This is a genomic window from Streptomyces sp. NPDC020490 (assembly GCF_044335305.1).
Taxonomy (GTDB): domain Bacteria; phylum Actinomycetota; class Actinomycetes; order Streptomycetales; family Streptomycetaceae; genus Streptomyces.
In genome coordinates this window covers 24,641-40,639 of sequence record NZ_JBIRUY010000037.1, presented here as the reverse complement: position 1 = coordinate 40,639, position 15,999 = coordinate 24,641, and the positions used below count along the sequence as shown (strand labels likewise).

The window sequence follows — 15,999 nt, the reverse complement described above, 5'->3', positions numbered from 1 at the left end:
TGGCAGAGTACGGACGTGCGACGATTTGGAGGGATTTCCCGCACGTCCCGGGCGGGTCCCGCAGGTTTTCCCGGCGACGGGCAGGGGATGGAGCAGGCGTGCCCAAGGTGTCCTCGGTGATCGTCCCGTACACGACGTACCTGCGCGTGTACGAGCCGCTGGCCGCCTTCCCCGAGCCGGAGCGCGGTGACTGGGCGCGCTACGCCCGCCGCCCCGACCGGCCGTCGTACCAGGACGAACTGCGCCGCTCCCTGGCCGACTTGGTGCCCACCCCGCCGGTGCCGGTGCCGGTGCACGAGAGCAGCGACGCGTTCGTGCTCGAGGTCGACGGGGTGGTGTGCGTCTGCCCCTGGCGGACCCGGCTGCGCGGCTGGCAGGCCCTGGGCGAGCTGGCCGGGGAACTGCCGAAGCCGGTGCTGGACGCGGTGCTGCCGGAGGTCGTGCGGCAGCAGGCGGCCCGGGACTACGAGCGCTGGCTGAACCGCAACCCCGACGCCCGTCCGTGGATCCGCACCTCGACCTGGCAGGTGCCGCTGCACTGGTTCGTGCTGGTGTCGGACGGGGAACGGCGCTTCGACAAGGGCTCCGGCGAGATCCCGCCGATGCTGCGCTACCGGACGCCCATGGTGCAGGCCCGGCGCCGGGTGGCGCGGGCCCTGCGCGCGCTGCGCGACGCCGTCGACGAGGGACCGCTCATCGACGGCCTGCTCGACGTGGGGCGCTGGCTGGAGGAGTTCCACCCCCGCTCGCTGGTGGAGCTCGACTACGGCGGGCTGGTGCACCTGCTGCCGGCCGGCGAGCTGGAGGGCGACCACTCGGCGGCGGACGTGGCCGAGGGCATCGAGGCGCTGCGGCGGGGCGACGGCGCGGGCGCCGGTGCCGCGTACGCGCGGCTGGTGGAGCGGTGGCGGTCGGTCAGGGACCTGCGGTCGGCGAACTGAGTCCGGAGCCCGGGTCCTGGTTCCTGGTTCCCGGGCCGTGGTTCCTGGGCCGTGGGCCATGGTGCCTGGTTTCTGGGCTCCGGGTGACGAACTGGCGTTTGACGCGGCGCCCTTTTTGGGGTTTCGTCCTCGCACCGACTGATGCTCCGGCTGCCTGAGGCGCCGTCAACATGGGACGTAGGACCCGGATCCGGGCCAAAGCGTCAAGCGTGACGGACCGCACTTACACGCCCCTTGCATCCCTTGCCCCTCCTCATGCCAAAATAGGACAAGGAGTCCGGGGAGGGCTCTGTCCGTCCCGCTACGTTCCACAGCGGGCGGAATCTCCGCGTTGTGTGCTTTGGGGGGTCTGGTGACTCCTGATCGCCCTGTGACTGATCGTCACAGCGGCGTGACTGTCCGCTATGGCATGGTCCATCGGCTTCCGTCGGTGATGGACACCTGGAGGGCAATTCCATCGGTTTGGCCGACGGGGCTGGACAGATGGTGTAGTTGTAGTGCCGAGGACAAGCCGTTCGTCCTATAACCGACTCGACTCGCGTCCGCCATTTCGGGCAACGCGGGTCAAGGTGCAGAATTTAGAGGAAAGAACCGAGAAGGTTCGGTTCTCCCGAGGAGGCCGCTCATGACCGCTCGCACCCCTGATGCCGAGCCGCTGCTGACCCCGGCTGAGGTCGCCACCATGTTCCGTGTCGACCCCAAGACGGTCACGCGGTGGGCGAAGGCCGGCAAGCTCACGTCGATCCGTACGCTCGGCGGGCACCGCCGCTATCGCGAGGCTGAGGTCCGCGCACTGCTCGCGGGCATCCCGCAGCAGCGCAGCGAGGCCTGAACAACTGCATGACCGGGCAAATCGGCAGGTCCCCCAACGTGCCGAGGAGCCCGAACCCCAGTTCCAAGCGACGCGGGTCCTGCCCCAACAGGGCCTTCGCCCGGGCTCTTGGGAGCCCTCCCAGCACGTGACAGGGTGCGTCGTCGATCGCGCTGGACCCCGCCGGGTCCAGCGCGATCTTTTTTGTGCGCCCGGCGTCCGGCGGCCGACACGTCTGTGAGCGGGCTTGTCGGAGTCTGGGGAGGGCTGTCGGAACCGCCGCGGGAGACCTCGGGGCGGGAGCCGGACGGGGCCGCGGGACGCACATCCCGGAGAGTGCAATTGCACATATTAAATTGACCAGTTGTAGGTGAGGCGTAAATACCGCGCTTTCCGAAACTCATGCAGTGACACCCGTCACACGCCGAGCGCCGGCCGTCTCCAGACTACGCGCACGAACGGAACTCCATGTTCCACCTTGCCACGCCCGAGCGGCTGCCGGAGCACGCCGAAGGTCACGCGGTGGTAGGTCTTTCGTCCCCCGCCGGCTCCTCCGGCACCTGGACGGGACGCGACGGCGAGTCCATCGCCAGCATCGCCAGGCGCAGCAGACGGTGGCAGATCGGACAGTGGCGGGTCAGATGCCCGTACGACGACGCGGCCGACAGGTGCGCCCGGAGCAGCGCCCGCGTCTCGTGCCTAGCCGAAGCCGTCATACGCCACCTCCAGGGGGCCGCGCGGGAACGCGCCCTGGTTTCTGGGTACCGAGCGAATGTGACGCCGTCAAGACCGCACACGGCGCCCACGAGCCTGCAGCGACCCCTGGGCCCGCAGCGACGAAAGCGGCAGCGAAAGGACCCGGCTCCGCAGCCCAGGACCTGCTTCCGGCCCCCAACGACAAAGCGCCCGCCCCCTGACGGGGACGGGCACTTTCTCTACTGCGGTCCTGACGGGATTTGAACCCGCGGCCTCCACCTTGACAGGGTGGCGAGCACTCCAAACTGCTCCACAGGACCAGGTTTCGCAGCACCATCCGTGCGTTGCGCTGCGAGAAGGACTGTACAGGAGGGTGAGCCCCCTGGTCGAACTCACCCAGCGTACCCGCCCGACTACGGCACCGCCGCGTCGATCGCCTTCACGATCCGCTTGTCCGAGACGGGATACGCCGTCCCGAGCGCATGCGCGAAATAGCTGACCCGCAGCTCCTCGATCATCCAGCGGATGTCCAGCACCGAAGCCGGAACCGGGCGGCCCTTCGGCAACTGCTCCAGCAGCCACGCGTACTCGTCCTGCATCTCCCGCACCTTCTCCATGCGCGTGGTGTCCCGCTGCACGTTGGTCGGCATCTGCTGCAGCCGCCGGTCGGCGGCCACCAGGTACCGCATCAGGTCCGGCAGCCGCCGAAGCCCCGTCGCCGTCACGAAACCGGGCCTCACAAGGGCGTCCAACTGCCCCCGCACGTCCTGGAGGTTCTCCAGCAGCGCGGGGCTCCGAACACCCTTCAGACGGCGCTCACAGGCCTGCCAGGCGGCAAGGACCTGCTGCACCTGCCCGACCGTGCGGACGGTCATGTCGACGATCTCCGCACGCACCTTGTCGAACAGCTTCCGGTACGACTCCTCGTCCCACACCGGACCACCGAAGTCCGCGATCAGCCTGTCGGCCGCCGCCATCGCACAGTCGTCGAACAAGGCCCGCACCGAACCATGCGGATTGGCGGACAGCGCCAGCTTCTGCGCGTTCGTCAGGCGATCGCTCGCGAATTTGGCCGCGTTCACCGGGATGTTGCGCAGGATCAGCCGGCGCGTCCCCCGCCACATCGCCTCCGCCTGCTCCGCCTCCGTGTCGAACAGACGCACCGACACCGTGTCGCCGTCGTCCACCAGCGCCGGATACGCCTTCACCGGCTGACCGGCCCGCCGGGTCTCGAAGACACGGTCGAGCGTGCCGATCGTCCAGTCCGTCAGACCCTGACGCTCCAGCGACTCCCCGCCCCGCCGCTCGGCGGTGGCCGCCGCGGCCTGGGACAGCGCCTGGCGCGCCCTCGGCTTCAGCCGCAGCCGCAGAGCCTCCAGATCCTTGTCCTCCGCCAGCTTGCGACGCCGCTCGTCGACGATACGGAACGTGACACGCAGATGGTCCGGCACCCGCGACCAGTCGAAGTCCTCCGCCTCGAACGGCACCCCGACCAACCGCCGCAGCTCACGCGCCATCGTCACCGTCAACGGCTCCTGAAGCGGAACCGCCTTCTCCAGGAACGCCTTCGCATAGTTCGGCGCCGGGACATAGTGACGGCGGACCGGCTTCGGCAGCGAACGGATCAGCTCCGTCACCAACTCCTCCCGCAACCCCGGGATCTGCCAGTCGAAACCCTCGTCCGCGACCTGGTTCAGAACCTGCAACGGGATGTGCACCGTCACACCGTCCGCGTCCGCGCCCGGCTCGAACTGGTACGTCACCCGGAACTTCAGATCACCCTGCCGCCAGGAGTCCGGATAGTCGGCCTTCGTCACCGCCTCCGCCGACTCCCGGATGAGCATCTCCCGCTCGAAGTCGAGGAAGTCCGGCTGCTCCAGCCGCTTGCGCTTCCACCACGAGTCGAAATGCGCACCCGACACCACGTGTTCGGGCACCCGCTGCTCATAGAAGTCGAACAGCGTCTCGTCGTCGACCACGATGTCCCGGCGCCGCGCCCGGTGCTCCAGCTCCTCCACCTCGCTCAGCAGCCGGCGGTTGTCGGCGAAGAACTTGTGATGGGTGCGCCAGTCGCCCTCCACGAGCGCGTTGCGGATGAACAGCTCCCGCGACACCTCCGGATCGATACGGCCGTAGTTCACCTTCCGCTGCGCGACGATCGGCACGCCGTACAGCGTCACCTTCTCGTACGCCATCACCGCCGCCTGGTCCTTCTCCCAGTGCGGCTCGCTGTACGTCCGCTTCAGCAGATGCCCGGCGAGCGGCTCCACCCACTCCGGCTCGATCCTGGCGTTCACCCGCGCCCACAGCCGGGACGTCTCCACCAGCTCCGCGGACATCACGAAACGCGGCTGCTTCCGGAACAGCGCCGAACCCGGGAAGATCGCGAACTTGGCGTTCCGCGCCCCCAGATACTCGTTCTTGTTGCCGTCCTTCACATCCTTCATCCCGATGTGGGACAGTAGCCCGGCCAGCAACGAGACATGAACGCGGTCCGCCGGGGCGTCCTCCTCGTTGAGGTGGATGCCCATCTGCTTCGCCACCGTGCGCAACTGGGTGTAGATGTCCTGCCACTCACGGATGCGCAGGAAGTTCAGATACTCCTGCTTGCACATCCGCCGGAAGGAACTGGACCCCCGCTCCTTCTGCTGCTCGCGCAGATACCGCCACAGATTGAGGTAGGCGAGGAAGTCGCTGCTCTCGTCCTTGAACCGGGCGTGCTGCTGATCGGCCTGCGTCTGCTTGTCGGCGGGACGCTCACGCGGGTCCTGGATGGACAGCGCGGCCGCTATCACCATCACCTCACGGACACAGCCGTTGCGGTCCGCCTCCAGCACCATGCGGGCCAGCCGCGGATCGACCGGCAGCTGAGCCAGCTTGCGGCCCGTCTGAGTCAGCCGCCTGCGCGGATCCTTCTGCGCCGGATCCAGCGCGCCCAGCTCCTGCAGCAACTGCACACCGTCACGGATGTTCCGGTGATCCGGCGGATCGATGAACGGGAACTTCTCGATCTCACCCAGACCCGCCGCGGTCATCTGCAGGATGACGGACGCCAGGTTCGTCCGCAGGATCTCCGCGTCCGTGAACTCCGGCCGGGCGAGGAAATCCTCCTCGCTGTACAGCCGGATGCAGACGCCGTCACTCGTACGACCACAACGGCCCTTGCGCTGATTGGCGCTCGCCTGCGAGATCGGCTCGATCGGCAGCCGCTGCACCTTGGTGCGGTGACTGTAACGGCTGATACGGGCGAAACCGGGATCGATGACGTACTTGATCCCGGGAACGGTCAGCGACGTCTCGGCGACATTCGTCGCCAGCACGATCCGGCGCCCCGTGTGCGGCTGGAACACCCGGTGCTGCTCGGCGTGCGACAACCGCGCGTACAGCGGCAGCACCTCGGTGAACCGATACCTCTTCTTCTCCAGCGCGTCCGCCGTGTCGCGGATCTCCCGCTCACCGGACAGGAAGACCAGGATGTCGCCCTGCCCCTCACCCATCAGCTCCTCGACCGCGTCCGTGATCGCGGTGATCTGATCCCGGTCGGAGTCGTCGCCGTCCTCCTCCAGCAGCGGCCGGTACCGCACCTCCACCGGATACGTCCGCCCACTGACCTCCACGATCGGCGCGTCACCGAAATGCCGCGAAAAACGCTCCGGATCGATCGTCGCGGAGGTGATGACGACCTTCAGATCCGGCCGGCGCGGCAGCAACTGCGCCAGATACCCCAGCAGGAAGTCGATGTTCAGAGACCGCTCATGGGCCTCGTCGATGATGATCGTGTCGTAGGCGCGCAGCTCCCGGTCCGTCTGGATCTCGGCGAGCAGGATGCCGTCCGTCATCAGCTTGATGAAGGTCGCCTCCGGATTCACCTGGTCGGTGAACCGCACCTTCCAGCCCACCGACTCCCCCAGCGGGGTGTCCAGCTCCTCCGCGACCCGCTCCGCGACCGTACGGGCGGCGATACGGCGCGGCTGGGTGTGCCCGATCATGCCGCGCACCCCCCGCCCGAGCTCCAGACAGATCTTCGGGATCTGCGTCGTCTTCCCGGAGCCGGTCTCACCCGCGACGATCACGACCTGGTGATCGCGGATCGCCTCCGCGATGACGTCCTTCTTCTGACTGACCGGCAACTGCTCGGGATAGGCGACGGCGGGCACGCGGGCACGCCGCTCACCCATCCGCTCCTCGGCCTTGCCGATCTCCTCCCCGATCTCGGCGAGGACAGCGGCCCGGGCCTCCGGCTTACGGATCTTGCGCGCGCCCTCGAGCCGGCGCCCGAGCCGGTGCGCGTCACGCAGGGACAACTCGGTCAGCCGGGAGGCGAGCACGCCGAGGACCGGTGCGGCGGGGGCAGGGTGCGTAGACATACGCGTTCCAGGATCTCATCCCCGAGAAATTCCTGGCGAGCGATTTGCCCCCGACGCCCCACACGGCCCGCCACCACAGTCCCGGACGCAGGTTCGAGCACCCGCCCATCCAGGCGAAACAACGACAAAAACCCCGATCGAACAGCCATCACGACCTAGGTTCCCTGTTCGTGAAACTGGTGCTGCGGATCAAACTGCTCCCGACGCCCCCACAGGCATCGGCCCTCGAAGCGACCCTCCGCGCCTGCAACCAAGCCGCCAACCACGTCTCCGCCATCGCCCACGCCGACCGCACCACCGACATCCGAGCCCTCCGCGCCCGGACCTACACCCACCTCAAGGACAACTGGAACCTCGGCGCCCAAGCCGCCCAGCACGTCATCAAGAAGACCCGCGACGCATACACGTCCCTCAAGAGCAACCTCAAAGCCGGCAACCTCGGCAAACCGGGAACCCGGCGACACAAAGCAGCCACCGGAAAACCCCTCACCTTCCGCACCCACGCCGCCCAGCCCTACGACGACCGCATGCTCTCCTGGCAGACGGAACGACGCACCGTCTCCATCTGGACCACCGCAGGCCGCGTCAAACACCTCCCCTACACCGGCAGCGAAGAACACCTCCGACTGCTCGACCAGTACCGCCGAGGCGAATCCGACCTGCTGACCCACAACGGCCAGTGGTACCTCATGGCCACCCTGGACATCCCCGACCCCCCACAGAACCCCGCCCCGCACGGATTCATCGGCGTCGACCTCGGCATCGCCGACATCGCCACCACCTCCACAGGACACCGGCACAGCGGCAGACGACTCAACCGCACCCGCGCCAACGACCGGACGCTGCGCACCGAACTCCAGAAGAAGGGCACACGGTCCGCGAAACGACGGGCCAAACGCCACGCGGGCAGAGAAGCCAGACGCACCCGCGACATCAACCACAAGATCAGCAAGCACATCGTGGCGGAGGCTCAACGCACCGGCCGCGGCATCGCCCTCGAAGACCTGAAGGGCATCCGCGAACGGGCACGGCTGAAAAAGCCCCAACGCGTCACGATCAACTCCTGGGCCTTCCACCAGCTCGGCGCCTTCATCGCCTACAAGGCGCGCCGGGCCGGAGTCCCCCTGGTCCACGTGAACCCCGCGTACACCAGTCAGGAGTGCTCGCGCTGTCACCACATCGACCGGCGCAACCGGCCCAGCCAGGCCGTGTTCGTCTGCAGGTCCTGCGGCTTCGTTGAGCACGCGGACCTCAATGCGTCCCACGTCATCAGCCGGCGCGGCTGGTGGGTGTGGGTCTGCGGGGCCGAGTCACAGGTCCCTGCCCTCACGCTGATCGTGTAGGGCTGGATGCGCCGTTCCCGCCGAAGCCATCGGCGGCAACGAGCTGCAAGCCGGGGAGCACGGCTCTCGGGCAGTGGACGCGAGCGCTCGTACGAGTGATCCAGTGATCCAGCAGAACAGGCAGCCACAGACAACAAGGCCCTGATCCGAAGATCAGGGCCTTTGCTGTGGCTGGGGCCGGGGTCGAACCGGCGACCTTCCGCTTTTCAGGCGGACGCTCGTACCAACTGAGCTACCCAGCCGCAAGGTTTCACGTGAAACCTCAGCGGTCCTGACGGGATTTGAACCCGCGGCCTCCACCTTGACAGGGTGGCGAGCACTCCAAACTGCTCCACAGGACCAAGCTTTGTGTACGACAGTGTCGCACACCGTACTGCGTGCCCCCAACGGGATTCGAACCCGTGCTACCGCCTTGAAAGGGCGGCGTCCTAGGCCGCTAGACGATGAGGGCTATCGGCCCGCCTGGGCGCTTCTCAGCGCGTCGGGGACGTGAGAAGCATATGGGATGGCGGGAGGTATCGCCAAAACGGTTTAAGGGGTGGAGGTGGAAGGGGCGGGAGAGGAGGGAGTGGCGCCCGGTTTGTTCTCGTCCGGGAGGTGTCGGGAGACCTCGGCCGTGGTCTCGCCCAGGCCGCCGAGTTTTATCGAGTCCCAGGCCTGGAGCCGGCGGGTGTCCCGGTCGAAGTAGAGGACGGACGCCTCGATCGGCGCGGGGTACTGGCGCTCCAGTGCGCGCAGGCCGCTGCCGCCGGTGGAGCCCTCCATGCGCAGGCGGGTGCCGTAGCGCATGACCTCGTCGCCTTCGTGGTGCAGGTGTCCGGCCAGGACCAGTGGCACCGTGCCGTCCGTCTCGCGTGCCGCCGAGGGTTCGTGGGCGAGGGCGATGTCGACGGGGGTGCCCGCGTTGGTCTGGTCGCGCAGGGCGGCGGCGAGGCGGGCGCCCGCCAGTTCCTGCGAGGCGTCGGCTCCTGGTGTCTTCGAGCGGTCGGGGGTGAACTGGGGGTCGCCGATGCCGGCGAAGCGCAGTCCGGCGATCGTCTGTGCGCGGCCGTCGTCGAGGACGTGGACGTTGCCCATGCGGGAGAGGTAGCGCTGGGTGGTGGCGGAGTCGTGGTTGCCCCTGACCCAGACGTACGGGGCGCCCAGGTCCTTGATGGGGTCGAGGAAGCCGTTCTCGGCGGCTGTTCCGTGGTCCATGGTGTCGCCGGTGTCCACGATGACGTCGACCTTGTACTGGTCAACCAGCGAGGCGATGATCTTCCAGCTCGCCGGGTTGAGGTGGATGTCGGACACGTGCAGGACGCGGACGGTGCTGGGGTCCGGCTGGTAGGCGGGGAGCGTGGAGGTGACGTCGTAGAGCTTGGTCACGTTCGTGACGAGGCGGGCCAGCTCTTTCTGGTAGACGTCGAACTCGGTGACGATGCTGCGGGCGTTGCCGACCAGGGACGGGGCCGAGGAGAGCAGGCCGGAGTACTGGGGTTCGAGGACGGATTCGGGGTTCCAGGTGGCGTACGCGGATGCCCCGGAGGCGCCGAGGAGTGCGAGGGCGAGGCCGCCGGCGGCGAGGGCGCGGCGGGGGCGGCGGTAGACGGCGAGGCCGAGGGCGGTGGCGCCGGAGACGACGGCGACGCAGGAGCGCAGGGCGAGGTCGCGGGTGCCGTCCTCGATGTCGTGGGTGACTTCGTCCTGGAGGCCGGAGAGGCGTTCGGGGTGGTCGACGAGGGCTTGGGCGCGGACCGGGTCGAGTTGGTCGACGTTGACGTCGAGGCGGACGGGTGCGTGGTGGCTGTCGAGCTGGAGGGCGCCGAGCGGTGAGATGTTGATCTTCGTTCCGCCGGTGAGGGAGGGGCGCAGGGTCATGGTGGTGTCCATGGGGCCCACGGGGACGCGGACGTTGCCGACTATGAGCAGGCCGAGCCAGGCGCCGAGCAGGACGACGGTGATCAGGCCGAGGGCGCGGATCCAGGGGCGGGGGCGCGCCGGCAGCTCGATGGTGGGGTGCGGGCGGTGTGTGCGGTGGCGGCGGGCGTGGGGGCGCGGGGTCCTGCGGGTGATCCGGTTCACGACGGTCGTGGCGAGGGCGGGGACGGCGGGGACGCGGGCCATTGGTCGCGTATGCCCAGGTGTGTGGCTGGATATGCGGTGGTGCGCATGGCTCTCGTGGCGTTGGGTCGTGGCTGACAATGGGCGTGTGCTGGAGATGACACGCGAGGAGTTCGAGGAACTGGTCGCCGAGGCGCTCGACCGGATTCCGCCGGAGTTGACGCGGTTGATGGACAACGTGGCGGTGTTCGTCGAGGACGAGCCTCCGGTGGATGATCCCGATTTGCTCGGGTTGTACGAGGGTACCCCGCTGACGGATCGGGGCGAATGGTATGCGGGGGTGCTGCCGGATCGGATCACGGTGTACCGGGGCCCCACGTTGCGGATGTGCGAGACCCGGGAGGACGTGGTCGCCGAGACGGAGGTGACGGTGGTGCACGAGATCGCGCACCATTTCGGCATCGACGACGCTCGGCTGCATGCGCTGGGTTACGGGTAGGCCGTCGTCGGCGCGTTGCGCGTGTCCTCTTGTGGGCGGCGGGAGTTGGGCAGGTTGACTTCGTCCCCCTCGGAGGTGGCTGCCCGTGCGCCCCTTGAACGTGTCCGTCCGTCTGGCCGTCGCGGTCGTGGCTGTCGCCGTGGCTGCCGGCTGCATGAGTGTGGGTGACGACGGGGGCGGGAGTGTCAGGCCGTCGCGTTCCGTCGGGGAGCGGGGCGGTGCGGCGCCGGGCGGGGGGACGGCGATGTCCGGGGCCGGGGTCGGGGCGGCGGCGGGCGGCAGGCACGGGAAGGGCCGGGAGAAGGGGAAGGGTGGCGGGAGGAAGGGGGAGGGGCGGGAGTCCGCCTCCGCTGCCGCTTCGCCGTCGGCGGGGGCTGGTGAGTCGGGGCGTCCGGGTGGGCCGGGGGTGAGTTCCGGGCCGGGTGTCCCGGGGGCGACCGGGGGGCAGCAGCCGACGCCGACGCGGTCCGTTGTGACGGAGCCCACGCCGACTCAGGAGCCGTCGTCGTCGGCGCCGGAGCCGCCGCCGTCGGCCGAGCCGTCGTCGTCGGCGCATGAGCAGGGGCCGCAGTTGGCGGGGCGGGAGCCGGTGCCGGTGCCGGCGGCGGGGGCTCCGGTGTGAGGGCGGGAGGTGCTCGTACGGGGGTGCGGCGGGGCGGTGTGCCGGTGTGGGGGTGGGGTGTGACGGACGTCCCGGGGGCTCGGTTTGCCTTGGGGGGCGTTGGGTGCGTATGGTGGTAGATCGTTTGATCCCATTTGCCCGGCGCCAACGCAGAGCGCGCCGTGTGGCGCGTACTCTCCCTTGCCGTGGCTGACCGCACAGAGGCGGTCGTATTGCGAATCACGGAGTTGACGGGCGCGTGCCGACGAGACTCCGGAAGGTTTCGCATACGCATGTCCATTTCCAGTGCTGATCACGTCGTCGTGTCCGAGAACGACGAGGCGACCGACACGCCCGAGGTCACTTTCGCCGACCTCGGTCTGCCCGAGGGCGTTGTGCGCAAGCTGGCGCAGAACGGCGTGACCACTCCCTTCCCGATCCAGGCCGCGACCATCCCGGACGCCCTGGCCGGGAAGGACATCCTGGGCCGGGGCCGCACGGGTTCCGGCAAGACCCTGTCCTTCGGTCTGCCGACGCTGGCCACGCTGGCCGGCGGCCGCACCGAGAAGCACAAGCCGCGCGCCGTCATCCTCACGCCGACCCGTGAGCTGGCCATGCAGGTGGCGGACGCGCTGCAGCCGTACGGTGACGTCCTCGGGCTGAAGATGAAGGTCGTCTGCGGCGGTACGTCGATGGGCAACCAGATCTACGCCCTGGAGCGCGGCGTCGATGTCCTCGTCGCCACGCCGGGCCGGCTGCGCGACATCATCAACCGCGGCGCCTGCTCCCTGGAGGACGTGCGGATCGCCGTCCTGGACGAGGCCGACCAGATGTCCGACCTGGGCTTCCTGCCCGAGGTCACCGAGCTGCTCGACCAGGTGCCGCCCGGCGGCCAGCGCATGCTGTTCTCCGCGACCATGGAGAACGAGATCAAGACGCTCGTCGACCGCTACCTGAGCGAGCCCGTCCTGCACGAGGTCGACGCGGCGCAGGGTGCGGTGACGACCATGTCGCACCACATCCTGATCGTGAAGCCCAAGGACAAGGCGCCGGTCACCTCGGCGATCGCCTCCCGCAAGGGCCGCACCATCATCTTCGTGCGCACCCAGCTGGGCGCCGACCGTGTCGCCGAGCAGCTGCGCGACTCCGGTGTGAAGGCGGACGCGCTGCACGGCGGCATGACGCAGGGCGCCCGGACCCGGACGCTGGCCGACTTCAAGGACGGGTACGTCAACGTCCTGGTCGCCACCGACGTCGCCGCCCGCGGTATTCACGTCGACGGCATCGACCTGGTGCTGAACGTGGACCCGGCCGGTGACCACAAGGACTACCTGCACCGCGCCGGCCGTACGGCTCGTGCGGGCCGCACCGGCACGGTGGTGTCGCTGTCGCTGCCGCACCAGCGCCGTCAGATCTTCCGGCTGATGGAGGACGCGGGTGTCGACGCCTCGCGTCACATCATCAACTCGGGTACGGCCTTCGAGCCGGAGGTCGCCGAGATCACCGGCGCCCGGTCGATGACGGAGGTCCAGGCGGAGTCCGCGGGCAACGCCGCTCAGCAGGCCGAGCGTGAGGTCGCGCAGCTGACCAAGCAGCTGGAGCGGGCGCAGCGGCGTGCGGCGGAGCTGCGGGAGGAGGCGGACCGGCTGGTCGCGCGGGCCGCCCGTGAGCGGGGCGAGGACCCGGAGACGGCGCTGGCCGAGGCGCAGGCGGCCGCGGTGGCCCAGGCCGTCGAGGTGTCGGTGCCGGAGCAGCCGGCCGCGCGGGACGTGGATGCCGCCGAGCGCGAGGAGCGTTCGGAGGGTGCGTCGTCGTACGAGCGGCGTGAGCGGCGGGACGACCGGGGTGACCGTGGCGGGTTCCGTCGGGACGAGCGGCGTGATGACCGTGGTGACCGGGGTGGTTTCCGTCGGGACGACCGGGGTGACCGTGGTGGGCGTTCGTTCGAGCGGCGTGACGACCGGGGTGACCGTGGCGGGTTCCGTCGGGACGAGCGGCGTGACGACCGTGGCGACCGCGGTGGTTTCCGTCGGGACGACCGGGGTGACCGTGGTGGGCGTTCGTTCGAGCGTCGGGACGACCGGGGTGACCGTGGCGGGTTCCGTCGGGACGAGCGGCGTGACGACCGTGGCGACCGCGGTGGTTTCCGTCGGGACGACCGGGACGACCGTGGCGGGCGTTCCTTCGAGCGGCGTGACGACCGGGGCGGGTTCCGTCGGGACGAGCGTTCGGGTGGGCGTTCGTTCGAGCGGCGTGACGAGCGGGGCGGGCACCGCGGCAGCGACCGTCCGTTCAACCGTGACCGCCGTGACGACCGTCCCGGTTTCCGTGCGGGCGGGCACGAGCGCCCGTTCGGCCGTCGTGACGACCACCGTGGGGCCGACCACCGTGGGGCCGGTTCCTTCGGCCGCCGTGACGACAAGCCGCGCTGGAAGCGCAACGGCTGATCCGCCGGCCGGACCCACCGGCTGACGCGGGGTGATTCTCTTGAGGGGCCCGTACGACTCGGTGTCGTGCGGGCCTCTTCGTCTTTCGCGTACGCGGCGACCGCGGCGACGGCGAGGGGCAATTTTTGGCCATGTTGTGACGCATGTCACGCCTCCGGCGCGGGAATCGCTGGGGACATGACAGATGACGCCATCGCGACTGGGCTGTCGGACGAAGAACGGCTTGCCCAGCTCGGCTACACGCAGGTCCTTGCCCGCCGCATGTCGGCGTTCTCCAACTACGCGGTCTCCTTCACGATCATCTCGGTCCTGTCGGGCTGCCTGACGCTGTACCTGTTCGGCATGAACACCGGCGGCCCCGCCGTGATCACCTGGGGCTGGGTCGCGGTGGGCCTGATGACGCTGTTCGTCGGTCTGGCCATGGCCGAGATCTGTTCGGCCTACCCGACGTCGGCCGGCCTGTACTTCTGGGCGCACCGGCTCGCTCCGCCGCGCACGGCGGCCGCCTGGGCGTGGTTCACGGGCTGGTTCAACGTGCTGGGCCAGGTCGCCGTGACCGCGGGCATCGACTTCGGCGCCGCGTCCTTCCTGGGCGCGTACCTGAACCTGCAGTTCGACTTCGAGGTCACGCCCGGCCGGACGGTCCTGCTGTTCGCGGCGATCCTGCTGCTGCACGGCCTGCTGAACACGTTCGGGGTGCGGATCGTCGCCCTCCTCAACAGCGTCAGCGTGTGGTGGCACGTGCTGGGTGTGGCGGTGATCGTCGGCGCGCTCGCCTTCGTCCCGGACAGGCACCAGTCGGCGTCCTTCGTCTTCGGCGAGTTCGTGAACAACACGGGCTGGGGCAGCGGCGTGTACGTCGTCCTGCTCGGTCTGCTGATGGCGCAGTACACGTTCACCGGGTACGACGCCTCGGCCCACATGACGGAGGAGACGCACGACGCGTCCACGGCCGGGCCGAAGGGGATCGTCCGCTCGATCTGGACGTCCTGGATCGCGGGCTTCGTGCTCCTGCTGGGCTTCACCTTCGCCATCCAGTCCTACGACAGGCAGCTCGCGTCGCCGACCGGGGCGCCGCCGGCTCAGATCCTGCTCGACGCGCTGGGCGCGACGGCCGGGAAACTGCTGCTGCTGGTGGTGATCGGGGCGCAGCTGTTCTGCGGGATGGCGTCGGTGACGGCCAACAGCCGCATGATCTACGCCTTCTCGCGGGACGGGGCGCTGCCCTTCTCCCACGTCTGGCACACGGTCAGCCCGCGCACGCGCACCCCGGTGGCGGCGGTGTGGCTGGCGGCGGCCGGTGCGCTGGTCCTCGGTCTGCCGTACCTGATCAATGTGACGGCGTACGCGGCGGTGACGTCGATCGCCGTGATCGGCCTGTACATCGCCTACGTCATCCCGACGCTGCTGCGGGTGCGCAAGGGCGCGGACTTCGAGCGGGGGCCGTGGCACCTGGGCCGCTGGTCGCAGCTGGTGGGTGTGGTGGCGGTGGCGTGGGTCGGCGTGATCACGGTGCTGTTCATGCTGCCGCAGGTCTCCCCGGTCACCACGGAGACGTTCAACTACGCTCCGGTGGCCGTGCTGGTCGTGCTGGGCTTCGCCGCGACCTGGTGGCTGGCGTCGGCCCGGCACTGGTTCCTCAACCCCGAACACGCCCGCACTCTCGCCCGTGAGACGGCCCGCGAGGCGGCCCGGGCGGGTGCGGCGGAAAAGGTCGATCCGTAACACTCCCGGCCCCGGCCGGGGTTCCGACGCGGCCGTGTCCGCGATACCCGATCGGAGACACGGCCACGTCCGGCTATGCTCGGGGAGGCAACATCGCCAGGGCCCTTAGCTCAATTGGCAGAGCAGTGGACTTTTAATCCATTGGTTGTGGGTTCGAGTCCCACAGGGCCTACGGCCGCAGGGGGAGGAGCCATCCTCTCTGACCTGCTGTGCAGCGCCCGGGTCGGCTTCGGTCGGCCCGGGCGTTGCCCTTTTTCCCGGGTCTTGCGCTGATGCGTGAGCGGGTGGGCTTGCGTTCCGTGGAACGTGGTTGGGCGCGGGCCCGGTGGATACCCGGTTCATGGGGTTCGGCAGGGTGCCCCACTGAGTGGGCCGTCTGTCGTGGATGTCGACACGAACCTTCGGCGGCAGGCGGTGCGCCCGGCCGTCGCCGTCACCCTGGACTGCGGCACCGTGTCGGGGCGCTGGGAGCTGGGCCCTGGCATGCGTCGAGAACGGCTTCGGCCGGGTGAGCGCCGGGGAGTGG

The 15,999-nt window shown here is 69.3% G+C and carries 9 protein-coding genes and 5 tRNA genes; 7 read left to right on the top strand and 7 right to left on the bottom strand.

Annotated elements, in window-relative coordinates; translation table 11 throughout:
• Nucleotides 1–98 precede the first annotated feature (98 nt).
• On the top strand, nucleotides 99–941 hold the full coding sequence (locus ACH4ZX_RS31480; RefSeq protein WP_398280193.1) for a hypothetical protein: 843 nt from the start codon (nucleotides 99–101) through the stop codon (nucleotides 939–941).
• A gap of 625 nt (nucleotides 942–1,566) precedes the next feature.
• Complete coding sequence (gene bldC, locus ACH4ZX_RS31475; protein ID WP_003949541.1) at nucleotides 1,567–1,773, top strand: developmental transcriptional regulator BldC; 207 nt, start codon at nucleotides 1,567–1,569, stop codon at nucleotides 1,771–1,773.
• A gap of 494 nt (nucleotides 1,774–2,267) precedes the next feature.
• On the opposite strand, the gene ACH4ZX_RS31470 is transcribed toward bldC, so the two are convergent.
• The 3 genes from ACH4ZX_RS31470 to hrpA all read right to left on the bottom strand — a co-directional run bounded on the left by ACH4ZX_RS31470 (nucleotide 2,268) and on the right by hrpA (nucleotide 6,815).
• On the bottom strand, nucleotides 2,268–2,468 hold the full coding sequence (locus ACH4ZX_RS31470; protein ID WP_398280190.1) for a DUF6274 family protein: 201 nt from the start codon (nucleotides 2,466–2,468) through the stop codon (nucleotides 2,268–2,270).
• Nucleotides 2,469–2,693: 225 nt separating this feature from the next.
• Nucleotides 2,694–2,768, bottom strand: a tRNA-Asp gene (locus tag ACH4ZX_RS31465).
• A 93-nt stretch (nucleotides 2,769–2,861) separates the two neighbouring features.
• The gene (hrpA, locus tag ACH4ZX_RS31460; protein WP_398280187.1) at nucleotides 2,862–6,815 is read right to left on the bottom strand and encodes an ATP-dependent RNA helicase HrpA; all 3,954 of its coding nucleotides are present in this window, start codon (nucleotides 6,813–6,815) and stop codon (nucleotides 2,862–2,864) included.
• Nucleotides 6,816–6,985: 170 nt separating this feature from the next.
• Here hrpA and ACH4ZX_RS31455 point away from each other — a divergent pair, with 170 nt between their 5' ends.
• Nucleotides 6,986–8,158, top strand: coding sequence for an RNA-guided endonuclease InsQ/TnpB family protein (locus ACH4ZX_RS31455; RefSeq protein WP_398280184.1), 1,173 nt, complete (start codon nucleotides 6,986–6,988; stop codon nucleotides 8,156–8,158).
• A 168-nt stretch (nucleotides 8,159–8,326) separates the two neighbouring features.
• Here ACH4ZX_RS31455 and ACH4ZX_RS31450 read toward each other — a convergent pair.
• The 4 genes from ACH4ZX_RS31450 to ACH4ZX_RS31435 form a co-directional block, all read right to left on the bottom strand.
• Nucleotides 8,327–8,400, bottom strand: a tRNA-Phe gene (locus tag ACH4ZX_RS31450).
• A 24-nt stretch (nucleotides 8,401–8,424) separates the two neighbouring features.
• Nucleotides 8,425–8,499, bottom strand: a tRNA-Asp gene (locus ACH4ZX_RS31445).
• 37 nt (nucleotides 8,500–8,536) lie between these two features.
• Nucleotides 8,537–8,609: transfer RNA gene (locus ACH4ZX_RS31440), tRNA-Glu, on the bottom strand.
• 80 nt (nucleotides 8,610–8,689) lie between these two features.
• Nucleotides 8,690–10,264 carry a metallophosphoesterase gene (locus ACH4ZX_RS31435; RefSeq protein ID WP_398280181.1) on the bottom strand — a complete coding sequence of 525 codons (1,575 nt, stop codon included), beginning with the start codon at nucleotides 10,262–10,264 and terminating at the stop codon, nucleotides 8,690–8,692.
• 85 nt (nucleotides 10,265–10,349) lie between these two features.
• Between ACH4ZX_RS31435 and ACH4ZX_RS31430 the strand changes: the two genes are divergently transcribed.
• The 4 genes from ACH4ZX_RS31430 to ACH4ZX_RS31415 all read left to right on the top strand — a co-directional run bounded on the left by ACH4ZX_RS31430 (nucleotide 10,350) and on the right by ACH4ZX_RS31415 (nucleotide 15,645).
• Nucleotides 10,350–10,700: a metallopeptidase family protein gene (locus tag ACH4ZX_RS31430; protein ID WP_360746242.1), complete on the top strand. Its 351-nt coding sequence runs from the start codon at nucleotides 10,350–10,352 to the stop codon at nucleotides 10,698–10,700.
• Nucleotides 10,701–11,594: 894 nt separating this feature from the next.
• Nucleotides 11,595–13,748: a DEAD/DEAH box helicase gene (locus tag ACH4ZX_RS31425; protein ID WP_398280177.1), complete on the top strand. Its 2,154-nt coding sequence runs from the start codon at nucleotides 11,595–11,597 to the stop codon at nucleotides 13,746–13,748.
• A gap of 177 nt (nucleotides 13,749–13,925) precedes the next feature.
• Nucleotides 13,926–15,473 carry an amino acid permease gene (locus tag ACH4ZX_RS31420; RefSeq protein ID WP_398280174.1) on the top strand — a complete coding sequence of 516 codons (1,548 nt, stop codon included), beginning with the start codon at nucleotides 13,926–13,928 and terminating at the stop codon, nucleotides 15,471–15,473.
• Between the two features lie 99 nt (nucleotides 15,474–15,572).
• Nucleotides 15,573–15,645 (top strand) — tRNA-Lys (locus ACH4ZX_RS31415).
• Nucleotides 15,646–15,999: the final 354 nt, after the last annotated feature.

Excerpts from the sequence above, each read along its gene's own strand:
- bldC (WP_003949541.1), top strand. The coding sequence starts at position 1,567 with ATGACCGCTCGCACCCCTGATGCCGAGCCGCTGCTGACCCCGGCTGAG.
- ACH4ZX_RS31470 (WP_398280190.1), bottom strand. The coding sequence starts at position 2,468 with ATGACGGCTTCGGCTAGGCACGAGACGCGGGCGCTGCTCCGGGCGCAC.
- hrpA (WP_398280187.1), bottom strand. The coding sequence starts at position 6,815 with ATGTCTACGCACCCTGCCCCCGCCGCACCGGTCCTCGGCGTGCTCGCC.
- ACH4ZX_RS31435 (WP_398280181.1), bottom strand. The coding sequence starts at position 10,264 with ATGGCCCGCGTCCCCGCCGTCCCCGCCCTCGCCACGACCGTCGTGAAC.
- ACH4ZX_RS31425 (WP_398280177.1), top strand. The coding sequence starts at position 11,595 with ATGTCCATTTCCAGTGCTGATCACGTCGTCGTGTCCGAGAACGACGAG.
- ACH4ZX_RS31420 (WP_398280174.1), top strand. The coding sequence starts at position 13,926 with ATGACAGATGACGCCATCGCGACTGGGCTGTCGGACGAAGAACGGCTT.